Here is a 14,706-nt window from a genome sequence, read left to right on the forward strand (position 1 = left end):
GAATACCGGCCTGTCACGCCGGGGGTCGCGGGTTCGAGTCCCGTCCACTCCGCCAGAATGATGAACCGGGTTGTCTCACCAGAGGCAACCCGGTTTTGTTTTCTGTGCTCAAAACTCCAAAAAAAGCCCTTGCGTGCTTGCGCAGCAAGGGTTTGGTGCTCTGGTTTTGGAAGCGGCGCTTACTTGGGTGCCAGGCGGATGGCGCCATCGAGGCGAATGACTTCGCCGTTGAGCATGTCGTTCTCGAAGATGTGGCGCACCAGGCGGGCATAGTCCTCGGGCTTGCCCAGGCGGCTGGGGAAGGGCACGCCGGCGGCCAGCGCATCCTGCACCTCCTGCGGCATGCCGAACAGCATGGGCGTGCCGAAGATGCCCGGGGCAATGGTCATGTTGCGGATGCCGTTCCTGGCCAGGTCGCGGGCGATGGGCAGCGTCATGCCGACCACGCCGCCCTTGGATGCGGCATAGGCGGCCTGGCCGATCTGCCCGTCATAGGCGGCCACGCTGGCCGTCGAAATGAGTACGCCGCGCTCGCCCGTCGTCTCGGGCTCGTTCTTGCTCATGGCCTCGGCGGCCAGGCGGATCATGTTGAAGCTGCCGACCAGGTTGACCATGACGGTCTTGCTGAAGGTGGCCAGCGCATGGGCGCCGTTCTTGCCCACGGTCTTCTCCGCCGGAGCGATGCCGGCGCAGTTGACCAGCCCCATCAGCTTGCCCAGCGACACGGCCTTGTCCACCACCGCCTGGGCGTCGGTTTCGCTGGACACATCGCAGCGCACGAAGGTGCCTTTGATCTCGCCGGCCACCGTTTCCCCCCGGTCCTGCTGCATGTCGGCGATGACGACCGTGCCGCCAGCCTCGGCCAGCATGCGCGCCGTGCCCTCGCCCAGGCCCGAGGCGCCGCCGGTCACGATGAATACCTTGCCCTTGATGTCCATGAACTGTCTCCTGAGAGGTTTGCGTTGACGTAAACGTCAATTATCACTGACACGTCGCACGCCACAGGCATAAAAAAGCCCGGCAGTGCCGGGCAGGAGAGGAGGGTGGAGAGCACCGGGGCCTGGACCCCAGTCCCGGATCAGCGAAAGCCCACCCGGTCGAGCATCTGCTGCACCTTGACCTGGTTGGCCCCGACGGCGCCGATCGGGATGGTCTCGCTCTTGAAAGGTTTGCCGCCGGTCATGGCCTTGAGCGCCGGGTTGTCGAACTCCACGTTCTTCGCGGCCGGCCACTCGTTGTTGGCGTTGGCGAAATAGTTCTGCGCCTCGGGGCTGGCCAGGTACTCCAGGAACTTGATGGCGTTTTCCTTGTGCTTGGCGTGGCGCGCCACGCCGCCGCCAGCGATGTTCAGGTGCGTGCCCCAGGAGTTCTGGTTCGGGAAGACCACGCCCACTTTCTGCATGATGTTCTTGTCGTCGGATTTGTCCGAACGCATGATGCGCGCCAGGTAGTAGCTGTTAGTGACGGCGATCTCGCACTCGCCCGTGGCCACGGCCTTGATCTGGTCGGTGTCGCCGCCCTTGGGCCAGCGCGCCATGTTGTCAACGATGCCCTTGAGCCAAGCCTGGGTCCGCTCCTCGCCCATGTGCTCCATCACGGCGCCGAACAGGCTCAGGTTGTAAGGGTGCGAGCCCGAGCGGATGCAGACCTTGTCCTTGTTGCGCGGGTCGGCCAGCTTTTCATAGGTGTCCACGTCCTCGGGCTTGACGCGGGCCTTGTTGTAGACGATGACCCGGGCTCGTGTGGACAGGCCGAACCAGGCCGTGCCGCCGTCCGCCGCCGGTTTGGCGCGCAGGTTGGCCGGGATCACATCCTCCAGCAGCTTGGAATGGACGGGCTGGAACAGGCCATCGACCTCGCCGCGATAAAAACGCGCCGCGTCCACCAGCAGGATCACGTCGGCTGGCGAGGACGCTCCTTCGGCCTTCAGGCGCGCCATGATGCCCGCGTCATCCGAGTCCACCCGGTTGATCTTGATGCCCGTGAGCTTGGTGAAGCCGGTGTAGAGCGCCTCGTCAGTGGCGTAGTGGCGTGCCGAATAGAGGTTGAGCACCGGCTCCTCCTGCGCATGGGCCAGGCCGGCAGCAGCCAGCGTGCAGGTGATCAGCAGAGACTTGAAGCGGATGGGCATGGAGGACGGTGCTTTCGGGAAATGAGGATGGAACAGATGATAAAGCAAACGAGAATCGTTCCTGAAGACGCTAGAAATCATGGGGTCTTGCAGGCGGCGGACGAAAAAAAACCCAGTCTGGGACTGGGTTTGAAAGGATCCCGGAAACGGAGGTTTCGAGAGGATCCAAGGAGACAACCGGTTGGCGGGCGCCGTTTTTCGGACTGCACCCGAGCAATGGGTCAATTATAGGGTAAACCCGTAATCAACGCTTGCCTTGCGCTGCGGTAGCGGTTGCAGCAGCGGCGGCAGCCGTGGCGGTGGGACGCGAAGCGTTGCTGGCCATGGCGTTGAAGTTGGCTTCGGCCACGTTGCTGGCCTGCTTGACGGCCTTCTGCACGGATTCGAAGGCGTTGTTGGCGGCGGAGACGGCGCTCTTGAGCACGGCGACCGAGGTCTCGGTGCCTGCGGGGGCGTTCTTCACGGCAGCGTCCAGCAGGTTGCCGAAGTTGCGCTGCACTTCGGCGGCCTGGGCTTCGAAGGCCTTGCCGAACTCGGCGCTGGTGCCCGAGGCGATGTCGTACAGGTGGCGGCTGTAGGCGGCGGCCTTCTCGGCCAGGGGCTGGAACTGGCTGGCCTGCAGGGCCAGCAGCTGCTGCACGTCCTTGGCGCCCAGAATGGCCTGGGTGTGGCTGGCGGCCTCGTTCAGGGCGGCACGCGAGGCGGCCACGTTCAGTTCGACCAGCTTTTCCACGCCTTCGAAGGTCTTGTTGGTCAGGCCGAAGAGGGTTTCGAGGTTGGCCTTGTGCGAGGCGATCAGTTGTTCCTGGGTCAGCGTCATATCATCACTCCTGAATTCAAGCCCTTGCGGGCGGGCTGGGTGGGCTGCGCTGGCGACCGGGAAGTCATGTTGCAGTGCAGCATGAATCGGATTTTAGGGCGTTGCCCACCAATTACAAGCCCTTTTTGCTGCACTGCAGCAATTTGCTACGATTTCGTCGGCTGAGAGCTGCAGCCGCCATGCCGCCGTCGCTCGCGCGGGCGCTGGCACAATCCCTGGCCCATGACCGCGCAGCACCCTTCCGCCCCCGCCCGTCCGCGCCCGGCCCCCGAGCCCCGCAGCGCCTATGCCGTCTTCCGATCCATAGGCACGAGGTGGGGCGACAACGATCTTTACGGGCATGTCAACAACGTGGTCTATTACTCGTGGTTCGACACGGCGGTGAACGGCTACCTGATAGAGCAGGGCGCGCTGGACATCCACCAGGGCCAGACCATCGGCCTGGTGATAGAGACGCAGTGCAACTATTTCGCGCCCCTGGCTTTTCCGCAGAACGTGCAGGCCGGGTTGCGCGTTGCGCACCTGGGGACGAGCAGCGTGCGCTACGAGGTCGGGCTGTTCGCCGAGGGCGAGGCGATGAGCGCGGCGGCCGGTCATTTCGTCCACGTGTACGTCGGCCGCGAGGACCGGCGCCCCCGGCCCCTGACGCAGGAGTTGCGCCAGGCGCTGGCGCGGCTGGCCATGCCGCGCTGATCGTGTCGGTATTGGGACAAGCGCGGGGCCGCCGCTCCCGCGCGGGTGCAACAATTGCCGGCGCTGCCTGCCGCCATCGCAGTGCCTTCGGGCGCTGTCTCCCCTACCCGGGCGCTTTCCGAGCGCCGCCGGCCTGCCCATGATCATCACCAGCCTGCTCGACACCGACCTGTACAAGTTCACCATGATGCAGGTGGTGCTGCATCAGTTTCCGGGGGCGCAGGTCGAGTACCGCTTCAAGTGCCGCAACCCCGGCGTGCAGCTGGCGCCCTACGTGGCCGAGATCCGCGAGGAGATTCGCTCGCTGTGCGGCCTGCGCTTTCAGGACGCGGAGCTGGCCTACCTGCGCTCGCTGCGCTTCATCAAGAGCGACTTCGTCGATTTTCTCGGGCTGTTCCGGCTCAACGAAAAATACATCCGCGTCACGCCCCTGCCCACGGGCGAGATCGACATCACCATCACCGGGCCGTGGCTGCACACCATCCTGTTCGAGATTCCGGTGCTGGCCATCGTCAACGAGGTGTATTTCCGCAACACGCGCAGGGCGCCGGACTTTCCCGAAGGCCGCAGGCGCCTGGACGCCAAGATCGCGCAGCTGCAGGAAAGCGGCCTGGAGAGCCTGAAGATCGCCGACTACGGCACGCGCCGGCGCTTCTCGCGCGCCTGGCACGAAGAGGTGCTGCGCGTGCTGGTCGCGCGCCTGGGCACGGACGAGCAGCACGGCCGCTCCCCGGCGCAATTTGCCGGCACCAGCAACGTGCTCTACGCCATGAAGCTGGGCCTGACGCCGCTGGGCACCATGGCGCACGAATACCTGCAGGCCTGCCAGGCGCTGGGCCCGCGCCTGCGCGACACGCAGGTCTTCGGCTTCGAGATGTGGGCCAAGGAGTACCGGGGCGACCTGGGGATCGCGCTGTCGGATGTGTATGGCATGAATGCCTTCCTGCGCGACTTCGACCTGTACTTCTGCAAGCTCTTCGACGGGGCCCGCCATGACTCGGGCGACCCCTTCGCCTGGGGCGAACGCATGCTGCAGCACTACAAGGACAACCGGGTGGACCCGCACACCAAGACGCTGATCTTCAGCGACGGCCTGACGGTGCCGCGCATCGTCGAGCTGCACCGCCAGTTCCATGGGCGCTGCCAGCTGGCCTTTGGCATCGGCACCAACCTGACCAACGACCTGGGCTACGAGCCGCTGCAGATCGTCATCAAGATGACGCGCTGCAACGGCCAGCCCGTGGCCAAGCTCTCGGACGCGCCGGGCAAGAGCATGTGCGACGACGAAAAATACTTGGCCTACCTGCGCCAGGTGTTCGACATTCCCGCACCCGAGTGAGGCGGCGGCCCCTGCCGCCCAGAAAGAAGAGGGGCGGCCCGGCGGCTGCCCGCAGCCCAGAGAATCCAAGGAGAGGTACACAACAATGAAGCTCATGCGTGCACTGGCATTGGCCGCGTTTTCCCTGGCGCCCGCGCTGGCCATGGCGGCCGATATCGACGGCAGCCGTCTGTCCGTGCTCTGGGGCGTGCCCTTTGCCGGGGTCCTGCTGTCGATCGCGCTGCTGCCGCTGGTGGCGCCGCATTTCTGGCACCACCATTTCGGCAAGGTGACGGCCGCCTGGGCGCTGGCCTTCCTGCTGCCCTTTGCCGCCGTCTTCGGCCCGGGCCTGGCGGCTGCGGGCTTCGTGCATGCGCTGGTGGCCGAATACCTGCCCTTCGTGATCCTGCTGACGGCCCTGTTCACCGTGGCCGGGGGCATCTACATCCGCGGCAACCTGCACGGCAGTGCGCTGCTGAACACCGGCCTGCTAGCCATCGGCGCGGTGCTGGCCAGCTTCATGGGAACGACCGGCGCGTCCATGCTGCTGATCCGCCCGCTGATCCGCGCCAACGACGGCCGAAAGCACATCACCCACGTGGTGGTGTTCTTCATCTTCGTCGTCTCCAACGCCGGCGGCTCGCTCACGCCGCTGGGCGACCCGCCGCTGTTCCTGGGTTTTCTCAAGGGCGTGGACTTCTTCTGGACCTTCCAGCACATCTGGCCCGAGACCCTGTTCATCGTCATCGTGCTGCTGGTGCTGTTCTTCGGGCTCGACGCCTGGTTCTGGCGCCGGGCCGACGAGCGTCTTGCCGCCGACCCCACGCCGGACACGGCGCGCGAAACGTTCGGCTTCGACGGCAAGGTCAACTTCCTGCTGCTGGCGGTGGTCGTCGGCCTGGTCCTGATGAGTGGCATCTGGAAGAGCCAGGTGCAGTGGGAGGTCATGGGCACCGTGATCGGCCTGCCGGGCCTGGTGCGCGATGCCGGCCTCATCCTGGTCACCCTGGTGTCGCTGGCGCTCACCCCCGGGCAGGTGCACGAAGACAACCAGTTCAGCTGGGGCCCGATGCAGGAGGTGGCCAAGCTCTTTGCCGGCATCTTCCTGACCATCATCCCGGTGATTGCCATGCTCAAAGCCGGGGTCCACGGGCCGTTCGGTGCCATCGTCTCGGCCGTGACGCGCCCCGACGGCTCGCCCGACCCGGCCATGTACTTCTGGGCCTCGGGCCTGCTGTCGTCCTTCCTGGACAATGCGCCGACCTACCTGGTGTTCTTCAACACCGCCGGCGGCGACGCGCTGACCCTGATGACCACGCATGCGGCCACGCTGGCAGCCATCTCGGCCGGTTCGGTCTTCATGGGCGCCAACACCTACATCGGTAACGCGCCCAACCTGATGGTCAAGGCCATTGCCGAGGACCGCGGCGTGCCCATGCCCAGCTTCTTCGGCTACATGCTGTGGTCGGTGGGCATCCTGATGCCCCTGTTCGTCATCATCACCTTCATCTGGCTGCGCTGACATGACCGATACCAAGCCCCGCATCCTGATCGCCCGCAAGATCTTTCCTGAAGTGGTCGAGCGCCTGGCGCGCCACTTCGACGTGCAGGCCAACGACGCCGACGTGCACTGGACGCCCGGAGAGCTGGCCGTCCAGCTGGCCGACAAGGACGGCGTGCTCACCACCGGCAGCCAGCGCATCGACGCCGCGCTGCTGGCGGCCTGCCCGCGCCTGAAGATCGTCGCCAACATGGCGGTGGGCTATAACAACTTCGACGTACCGGCCATGACGGCGGCAGGCGTCACCGGCACCAATACCCCCGACGTGCTGACCGAGACCACGGCCGACTTCGGTTTCGCCCTGCTGATGGCCACCGCCCGGCGCATGGCGGAAGCCGAGCACTACCTGCGCGCCGGCCTGTGGAAGAACTGGAGCTACGACATGTTCGCCGGCGCCGAGGTGCATGGCAGCACCCTGGCCATCCTGGGCATGGGCCGCATCGGCCAGGCGATTGCGCGGCGCGGGGCGCTGGGCTTTGGCATGCGCGTGCTCTACCACAACCGCTCGCGCCTCGCGCCCGAGCTGGAGGCCGAATGCCGCGCCACCTACGTGGACAAGGACACCCTGCTGGCCGAGGCCGACCACCTGATGCTGGTGCTGCCGTACTCGGCCGACTCGCACCACGCCATCGGCGCGGCCGAACTCTCGCGCATGAAGCCCACGGCCACGCTCGTCAACATCGCGCGCGGCGGCATCGTCGATGACGCGGCGCTGGCGCAGGCCCTCAAGGACCGGCGCATCGCCGCGGCCGGGCTGGACGTGTTCGAGGGCGAGCCGGCCGTGCACCCGGGCCTGCTGCAAGTGCCCAACGTCGTGCTGACCCCGCACATCGCCAGCGCCACCGTGTCCACGCGGCTGGCCATGGCAAACCTGGCGGCGGACAATCTGCTCGCCTTCTTCGATGGGCGCGGCGCGCTCACGCCGGTAAACACGCCGCAGCGCTGAAATTTCATGAAAACCCGCTCAAACCCAGTACCGGCAAGGGCTTAGTGCTATTGAAAAAATAGTACAACCCACCTATGGAAACCTTTCTTGTACCCGCCTTGCTGCTGCTGGCCATCGGCCTGCTGCTGGTGCTGGTGCTGCGCCGGCAGCCCGCGCAGCTGCCGCCCGAGTGGCTGCAGCAGCTCAAGGCGCTGGAGACAGCGGTGCAGGCCACCCAGCTGGCGGTGGCGCGCAACGATGGCGCCTTGGCCGGCATGGACCAGCAGCTGCGCGGCTTCACCCAAGCCACGCAGGCGCTGCTGGACGAACGCCTGGCCCAGGGGCGCGCCGACGCCGCGGCCGCGCGTCGCGAACTGACCGAGGCGCTGGCGGCCTTTCGCACCGAACTGGCCCAGACCGCGCAGAGCCTGAACGACGGCAGCCACCGCTCGCGCGAGGCCATCGCCGAGAGCACGCAGCTGTTCGGCCAGCGCATCCAGGAGCGCTTCGACGCCCTGGGTCTGGCCACGCAGGGCACCTTCGACTCGCTCAAGGGCGACATCCACACGCAGCTGGCCGCCATGGCGCTGGCCCTCAAGGAGCAGCTGGCGGGCAACACGCGCCAGCTGGTCGAGCTGTCGGCCAGCAGCCAGCAGGGCGCCGAGGCGCTGCGCACGGCGCTCAACGAGCGCCTGGCGGCCATCCAGAGCGACAACGCCGCCAAGCTCGAGGAGATGCGCCGCACCGTCGACGAGAAGCTGCACGCCACGCTGGAGCAGCGCCTGGGCGAATCCTTCAAACTGGTGAGCGACCGCCTGGAGCAGGTGCACAAGGGCCTGGGTGAGATGCAGACCCTGGCCGGCAGCGTGGGCGACCTGAAGCGCGTCATGACCAACGTCAAGACGCGTGGCACCTGGGGCGAGATGCAGCTGGGCCTGATCATCGACAACGTGCTGACCCCCGAGCAATACGCGAAAAACGTCAAGACCATGCCCGGCAGCGAGGATCTGGTTGAGTTCGCCATCCGCCTGCCGGGCAGGAACGACGAGCACCCGGTGTGGCTGCCCATCGACTCCAAATACCCGGTCGAGCACTACCAGCGCCTGCAGGACGCGCACGACGCGGCCGACAAGGCGCTGATGCAGTCGGCCGGCAGTGCGTTCGAGATGTCCATCCGCGTGGAGGCGAAGAAAATCTCCGCCAAATACGTCTCGCCGCCGCACACCACCGACTTTGCCGTGCTGTATCTGCCCTCCGAGGGCCTGTTTGCCGAGGTCATGCGCCGCCCCGGCCTGGTCGAGGCGGTGCAGAACGATTGCCGCGTCGTGATCACCGGCCCGGCCAACCTGGCGGCCATGCTCAACAGCCTGCAGATGGGCTTCAAGACGCTGGCCATCGAGAAGCGCTCCTCCGAGGTCTGGGGAGTGCTGGGTCAGGTCAAGACGGAATTTGCCAAGTTCGGCGAGGTGGTCGAGGCCACGCGCAAGTCCATCGATGCGGCGGCCAAGCGGTTCGAGCAGGTGGGCGTGAGGACGCGCGCCATCCAGCGCAAGCTGCGCGACGTGCAGGAGCTGCCCGCGCCGGCCGAGCCGGCGGCCGGGCAGGTGCTGGCCTCCGCGCTGCTGGAGGCCGGGATCGACGCCGCCGAGGCCGAGACGGAGGCCGAGGACGCATGAGGCGGCGCGCCTGACGGCTACAGCTGGTAGAAGGCGCGGATCAGCTCCCAGGCCTCGGCCGGCTCGTCGGTGATGTGGAACAGCGACAGGTCGGCCGGCGAGATGGTGCCGTGCTCGAGCAGCACGTCGAAGTTGATGACCGAGCGCCAGAAGCGGCTGCCAAAGAGCACGATGGGCACGGGCCGCGCCTTGCCCGTCTGCACCAGGGTCAGCACCTCGAACAGTTCGTCGAGCGTGCCAAAGCCGCCTGGGAACACCACCAGCGCCTTGGCCCGCATCATGAAGTGCATCTTGCGCATGGCGAAGTAGTGGAACTTGAACGACAGCGCCGGCGTGATGTAGCGGTTGCCGCTCTGCTCGTGCGGCAGCGTGATGTTCAGACCCACGTTGGGCGCTCCCGCCTCCCAGGCGCCGCGGTTGGCGCCCTCCATGATGCCGGGGCCGCCCCCGGTGCACACGTACAGCCGCTCGGCCGGCGGGCGGGCCTCGCTGTACTCGGCCACCAGGCGCGCGAACTGGCGCGCCGCGTCGTAGTAGCGGGCGTTGCCCAGGGCGCGCTCGGCCAGGGCGATGCGCTCGGCGTCGCCGCTGGTGCGGGCGTCCTGCAGCTGCTGCTCGGCCACCTCGGGCGCCAGAAAGCGCGCGCTGCCATAGACCACGACGGTGCTCTCGATGCCCTGGGCGGTCTGCCCCAGGTCGGGCTTGAGCAGCTCCAGCTGGAAGCGGATGCCGCGGGTCTCGCGGCGCAGCATGAATTCGGGATCGGCAAAGGCCAGACGGTAGGCGTCGGCGTGCAGCGGGTTGCCCGAGACGGCGTAGTTGTGCAGCTCGGCCCAGGCATCGGCCAGGCGGCTGTCGCGCAGTTTGGTGGTGGCGTCCATGGTCAGGGTTTCGGTGTTTTTGTCGTTTCGTCCTTGCTGGAAAATGACTTTAAGCTATTTATTCGGTAGCAAGAAGCGGGCCGCCCCACAGCGCCGCACCGCTGGCCAGCCCGGCCCAGGCCAGCAGCAGCGAGCCGGCCAGGTGCAGGAGCGCCAGCAACAGCGCCGTGCCCACCCGGCCCTGCAGCAGCAGGCCGAGGACTTCGGCGGAGAAGGTGGAGAACGTGGTCAGCGCGCCCAGGAAGCCCGTCACCAGCAGTGCCCGCCACAACGGGTCGAGCTGGGGCTGGGCTTGCAGCAGGGCCAGGATCACGCCGATCAGGTAGCCACCGCCCAGGTTGGCGGCCAGCGTGCCCCAGGGCAGCAGCGCCCCCGGGCTGTTCAGCCACAGGGCCAGCCGCCAGCGCCCCAGGGCGCCCGCGCTGGCGCCAAGGCAGATGGCGAGGGCGTGCAGCATGGGGCGCGATTGTAGGAAAGGCCGCCCGGCCTTTCTTTGGCGGCCGGGGCGCGGGTGCGGGTTTTCGCTTCGCCCGGCGCGGCGCGGGCTGCCTAGAATCTGCTGCACTGCAACCAGAGGAACCCCGGTGAGCGACAACCAGACCCCCGAGCAAGACCAGAGCCCTGACGAGGCCCCGCGCCAGCGCGTCATCAAGAAATACCCCAACCGGCGCCTGTACGACACCTCGACCTCGACCTACATCACGCTGCCCGAGGTCAAGCAGCTGGTCATCGAGGGCGAGCCCGTCACCGTGCGCGACGCCAAGACGGGCGACGACCTCACGCGCAGCATCCTGCTGCAGATCATCCTGGAGGAGGAGGCCGGCGGCGCGCCCATGTTCAGCGAGGCGGCGCTGGCCAACATCATCCGCTTCTACGGCCACGCCATGCAGGGCTTCATGGGCGCGCAGCTGGAGAAAAGCGTGCAGATGTTCACCGAGTTCCAGGCCCGTCTGGCCGGGCAGACGCAGGGGCTGTCGCCCGAGAAGTGGGCGCAGCTCATGCAGCTGCACAACCCCGCCATGCAGTCCTGGATGGGCAGCTACGCCGAGCAGTCGCAAAAGGCGTTCGCGCAGATGAACGAGCAGATGCAGCGCCAGACCGAGCAGATGCTCGGCGCGTTCGGCATCAAGAAGCGCTGACGGGCAAAGACCCCAGTTTCCGCGCTCTGGGAAAATGCGGGGATGAGCGACGCACACGCCCCCACCCCCACCCTGAACCCTCCTACTGCCCCCGCGCAGGCGCCCAAGATCGGCTTCGTCAGCCTGGGCTGCCCGAAAAACCTCACCGACTCCGAACTCATCCTGACCCAGCTCTCGGCCGAGGGCTACCAGACCTCCAAGACCTTCGAGGGCGCGGACCTGGTCATCGTCAACACCTGCGGCTTCATCGACGACGCCGTGCGTGAGAGCCTGGACACCATTGGCGAGGCCCTGGCCGACAACGGCCGCGTCATCGTCACCGGCTGCCTGGGCGCCAAGGCCGGCAAGGAGGGCGGCACGCTGATCCAGGACGTGCACCCGAGCGTGCTGGCCGTCACCGGCCCGCACGCTGCGCAGGAGGTGATGGACGCGGTGCACCGCAATCTGCCCAAGCCCCACGACCCCTTCCTGGACCTGGTGCCGGGCGCTTTCGGCGAGGCCGGCATCAAGCTCACCCCGCGCCACTACGCCTACCTGAAGATCAGCGAGGGCTGCAACCACCGCTGTACCTTCTGCATCATCCCGTCCATGCGCGGCGACCTGGTCTCGCGGCCCATCGGCGACGTGCTGAAGGAGGCGAACGCGCTGTTCGCCGGCGGCGTGAAAGAGCTGCTGGTGGTCAGTCAGGACACCTCGGCCTACGGCGTGGACGTCAAATACCGCACGGGTTTCTGGGACGGCAAGCCGGTGCGCACGCGCCTGCTGGAGCTGGTGCAGGCGCTGGGCGAGCTGGCAAAGCCCCATGGCGCCTGGGTGCGGCTGCACTACGTCTATCCCTACCCGAGCGTGGACGACATCCTGCCGCTGATGAGGGAGGGCCTGGTGCTGCCCTACCTGGACGTGCCGCTGCAGCACAGCCACCCGGATGTCTTGAAGCGGATGAAGCGCCCGGCCAGTGGCGAGAAGAACCTGGAGCGCATCCAGCGCTGGCGCGAGCAATGCCCCGAGCTGGTCATCCGCAGCACCTTCATCGCCGGCTTCCCCGGCGAGACGGAGGAAGAATTCCAGCACCTGCTGGATTTCGTGCGCGAGGCGCAAATCGACCGCGCCGGCTGCTTTGCCTACAGCGACGTGCCGGGCGCCACGGCCAACGCGCTGCCCGGCATGCTGCCGATCGAGCTGCGCGAGGAGCGCCGCGCGCGCTTCATGGCCGTGGCCGAGGAGGTCTCCACCACGCGTCTGCAGCAACGCGTGGGCTCGACCATGCAGGTGCTGGTGGACAAGGCAGTGAGCCTGGGCAAGAAGGGTGGCGTGGGCCGCAGCTATGCCGATGCACCCGAGATCGACGGCGTGGTGCATCTGCAGCCGGTGGAAAAAGCCAGCAAGACCTACAAGAGCGGCGAGTTCGTGCGCGCGCGCATCGTGGGCACGCAGGGGCACGACCTGGTGGGCGTGCCGATCTGAGGATCTCTTTCTCCCTCCCCTCTGGGGGAGGGCAGGGGCGGGGGTCAGCGACGGTTGGATACCTGGCCACGGGGCCCACCGCCAGCCGGCCCCCATCCCCACCTTCCCCCAGAGGGGGAAGGAGTGAAAACCAGCGGGCCGGGGCAGGCGAAAAAAAGGCTTCCCAAGGGAAGCCTTCTTTGCCGGTGGCGCCGACGCTCAGACGCGCTTGCGGTATTCGCCCGTGCGGGTGTCGATCTCGATCTTGTCGCCCTGCGAGACGAACAGCGGCACCGGTACCTCGAAGCCGGTGGCGATCTTGGCGGGCTTCAGGACCTTGCCCGAGGTGTCGCCCTTGACGGCCGGCTCGGTCCAGGTGATCTCGCGCTCGACGCTGGTGGGCAGCTCGACGGAGATCGCCTTGCCGTCGTAGAACACCACTTCGGCGGTCATGCCGTCTTCCAGGAAGCTGATGGCGTCGCCCATGTTGCCGGCCTCGACCTCGTACTGGTTGTATTCGGTGTCCATCCAGACGTACATCGGGTCGGCGAAGTAGGAGTAGGTGCACTCCTTCTTGTCCAGCACGACGTTGTCGATCTTGTCGTCGGCCTTGAAGACGACTTCGGTGCCCATGCTGTTGAGCAGGCCCTTGAGTTTCATGCGCACGGTGGCGGCGCCGCGGCCGCCGCGGGCGTATTCGGTACGCAGGACGATCATGGGGTCCTTGCCCTGCATGATGACGTTGCCGGCGCGGATTTCTTGAGCGAGTTTCATGGCTTGCCTGAAGGTGAAGAGGTGGGCCGCTGCAGCACGGGGCAGGCGGCAAAAAGCGCCTGGAGATACGCGGAAGCAACAAAGTGCGGGGCCGGTATGGCGCAAAGCCGGCGATTTTAGCTTTTTTGCCGGGCAAACCCCAGTAGCTGGGTCAACAAATCGGGCTCATCCAGCAGACGTGCGCGCGCCGCCGTGCAGCATGCGGCCCATTCCCGCAGCAGTCCGGCCCCCAGCGGCGGCAGCGGCTGCGCCGCGCCGGGCAGGCCGTTCCAGCCCAGGTGCCACTGCCGCAGCGAGGCGGGCGCCCCCAGCCAGTCGAGGAAGGCGTGCAGCTTGGCGTGGTGCGCGTCGTCGTGCTGCGGGTAGATCTGCCAGACAAAGGGCCGGCCCGCCCACAGCGCGCGCACCAGCGAATCCTCGCCGCGCACGAAGTTCAGGTCGCAGGCCCACAGCAGCTCGTCGAATCCGCGCTGGGCGCAGGGCGGTAGGTATGAAATTGATAGCTGAAGGCCATTATTTGACGCCGTCTGGGCGCATGTTTCACTCAAAACCTGCGCCGGCGCAACCGCTGATGAAGCGCGACCCGCTCCCTCTCCCCTGCGGGGGAGGAGGAGCAAGGCAGCGGCCAGCGCCGCCGCCGCGCGGCCGGGCGTGACGAGCAGGTGCGCCGCCGGCTGTGCCTGTAATTGCGCAAGGAGGTCGGGCAGCGCCGGTGGCTCGTAGCAAAACAGGCTGACGGCCAGGGCGTCCCGGGCGACGCCGTGCTGCCGGCGCCAGGCAGCGCGGTCGAACGCCGCCTGGCGCGCGGGCAGGTCGCGCTCGCGCAGCAGGCCGCCCGTGCGCGGCGTGAAGCCGGGGTAGAAGAACCAGCGCGTCAACCCGGCCGCCGGGCCGCTGGCCAGCGGCGAGGGCAGGCCGTGGCAGCGCTCGACATAGCCTTCGGCCGACAGGTACTCCAGGTTGAGCCACAGCGGCGCGCGTGCTCGCTCGCGCGCGGCCTGCGCGATGGCGGCGACAAACGGCGCGGGAATCTCGCAGCCGAAAGCCTCCACGACTACGTCGCCCGGCCCGTCCGCCGGCGCCCCGGCCGTGGGCCAGGGCAGCACGCGCACGCCGGCGGCGCCGCCGGGCGCCATCCAGGCCAGGGCGCTGGCGTCGTCCGTCCACAGCCGCACCTGCTGGCCGCGCGCTGCCAGTTCGGCCGCCAGGCGCCAGCACACGCCGATGTCGCCAAAGTTGTCGATGACCTGGCAGAAGATGTCCCAGCGCAGCCCGGGCAGCGGATGCGACGGGGAGGGGGCGGGGACGGGGGCGGGGCTGGCCATGGCGGGCGATTATCGGCAGC

The 14,706-nt window shown here is 67.3% G+C and carries 14 protein-coding genes; 7 read left to right on the forward strand and 7 right to left on the reverse strand.

The window, feature by feature from the left end; genetic code table 11:
• Positions 1 to 179: 179 nt before the first annotated feature.
• From RT051_RS04395 to RT051_RS04405, 3 genes are all read right to left on the reverse strand, one after another.
• Positions 180 to 938, reverse strand: a complete 759-nt coding sequence (locus RT051_RS04395) for a 3-hydroxyacyl-CoA dehydrogenase (RefSeq protein ID WP_313072448.1) — start codon at positions 936 to 938, stop codon at positions 180 to 182.
• A gap of 140 nt (positions 939 to 1,078) precedes the next feature.
• Positions 1,079 to 2,131, reverse strand: coding sequence for an extracellular solute-binding protein (locus tag RT051_RS04400; RefSeq protein WP_313072453.1), 1,053 nt, complete (start codon positions 2,129 to 2,131; stop codon positions 1,079 to 1,081).
• 244 nt (positions 2,132 to 2,375) lie between these two features.
• Positions 2,376 to 2,951: a phasin family protein gene (locus RT051_RS04405; RefSeq protein WP_313072457.1), complete on the reverse strand. Its 576-nt coding sequence runs from the start codon at positions 2,949 to 2,951 to the stop codon at positions 2,376 to 2,378.
• A gap of 222 nt (positions 2,952 to 3,173) precedes the next feature.
• Between RT051_RS04405 and RT051_RS04410 the strand changes: the two genes are divergently transcribed.
• The 5 genes from RT051_RS04410 (at position 3,174) to rmuC (ending at position 9,124) form a co-directional block, all read left to right on the forward strand.
• Positions 3,174 to 3,644 carry a thioesterase family protein gene (locus RT051_RS04410; RefSeq protein WP_313072459.1) on the forward strand — a complete coding sequence of 157 codons (471 nt, stop codon included), beginning with the start codon at positions 3,174 to 3,176 and terminating at the stop codon, positions 3,642 to 3,644.
• Positions 3,645 to 3,783: 139 nt separating this feature from the next.
• On the forward strand, positions 3,784 to 4,983 hold the full coding sequence (gene pncB, locus RT051_RS04415) for a nicotinate phosphoribosyltransferase (RefSeq protein ID WP_313072463.1): 1,200 nt from the start codon (positions 3,784 to 3,786) through the stop codon (positions 4,981 to 4,983).
• An 85-nt stretch (positions 4,984 to 5,068) separates the two neighbouring features.
• Positions 5,069 to 6,484 carry a sodium:proton antiporter gene (locus RT051_RS04420; protein ID WP_313072467.1) on the forward strand — a complete coding sequence of 472 codons (1,416 nt, stop codon included), beginning with the start codon at positions 5,069 to 5,071 and terminating at the stop codon, positions 6,482 to 6,484.
• Position 6,485: 1 nt separating this feature from the next.
• Positions 6,486 to 7,469, forward strand: coding sequence for a D-glycerate dehydrogenase (locus tag RT051_RS04425; RefSeq protein WP_313072471.1), 984 nt, complete (start codon positions 6,486 to 6,488; stop codon positions 7,467 to 7,469).
• A 74-nt stretch (positions 7,470 to 7,543) separates the two neighbouring features.
• Positions 7,544 to 9,124: a DNA recombination protein RmuC gene (gene rmuC / locus RT051_RS04430; RefSeq protein WP_313072475.1), complete on the forward strand. Its 1,581-nt coding sequence runs from the start codon at positions 7,544 to 7,546 to the stop codon at positions 9,122 to 9,124.
• Between the two features lie 17 nt (positions 9,125 to 9,141).
• On the opposite strand, the gene RT051_RS04435 is transcribed toward rmuC, so the two are convergent.
• Entirely contained in the window at positions 9,142 to 10,005 is an 864-nt protein-coding gene (locus RT051_RS04435; RefSeq protein WP_313072479.1) for a TIGR00730 family Rossman fold protein, read from the reverse strand.
• Positions 10,006 to 10,063: 58 nt separating this feature from the next.
• Positions 10,064 to 10,462 carry a fluoride efflux transporter CrcB gene (gene crcB / locus RT051_RS04440; protein WP_313072481.1) on the reverse strand — a complete coding sequence of 133 codons (399 nt, stop codon included), beginning with the start codon at positions 10,460 to 10,462 and terminating at the stop codon, positions 10,064 to 10,066.
• Positions 10,463 to 10,589: 127 nt separating this feature from the next.
• Between crcB and phaR the strand changes: the two genes are divergently transcribed.
• Together phaR and rimO are read left to right on the forward strand one after the other, a co-directional pair.
• Complete coding sequence (gene phaR / locus RT051_RS04445; RefSeq protein WP_313072483.1) at positions 10,590 to 11,144, forward strand: polyhydroxyalkanoate synthesis repressor PhaR; 555 nt, start codon at positions 10,590 to 10,592, stop codon at positions 11,142 to 11,144.
• 42 nt (positions 11,145 to 11,186) lie between these two features.
• Positions 11,187 to 12,608 carry a 30S ribosomal protein S12 methylthiotransferase RimO gene (gene rimO, locus RT051_RS04450; RefSeq protein WP_313072487.1) on the forward strand — a complete coding sequence of 474 codons (1,422 nt, stop codon included), beginning with the start codon at positions 11,187 to 11,189 and terminating at the stop codon, positions 12,606 to 12,608.
• Between the two features lie 198 nt (positions 12,609 to 12,806).
• On the opposite strand, the gene efp is transcribed toward rimO, so the two are convergent.
• Positions 12,807 to 13,361, reverse strand: a complete 555-nt coding sequence (gene efp, locus RT051_RS04455; RefSeq protein ID WP_209422127.1) for an elongation factor P — start codon at positions 13,359 to 13,361, stop codon at positions 12,807 to 12,809.
• A 116-nt stretch (positions 13,362 to 13,477) separates the two neighbouring features.
• Entirely contained in the window at positions 13,478 to 14,686 is a 1,209-nt protein-coding gene (earP, locus tag RT051_RS04460) for an elongation factor P maturation arginine rhamnosyltransferase EarP (protein WP_313072497.1), read from the reverse strand.
• Positions 14,687 to 14,706 lie beyond the last annotated feature (20 nt).

This window comes from Melaminivora sp. (assembly GCF_032059615.1).
Classification (GTDB): Bacteria; Pseudomonadota; Gammaproteobacteria; order Burkholderiales; family Burkholderiaceae_C; genus Melaminivora.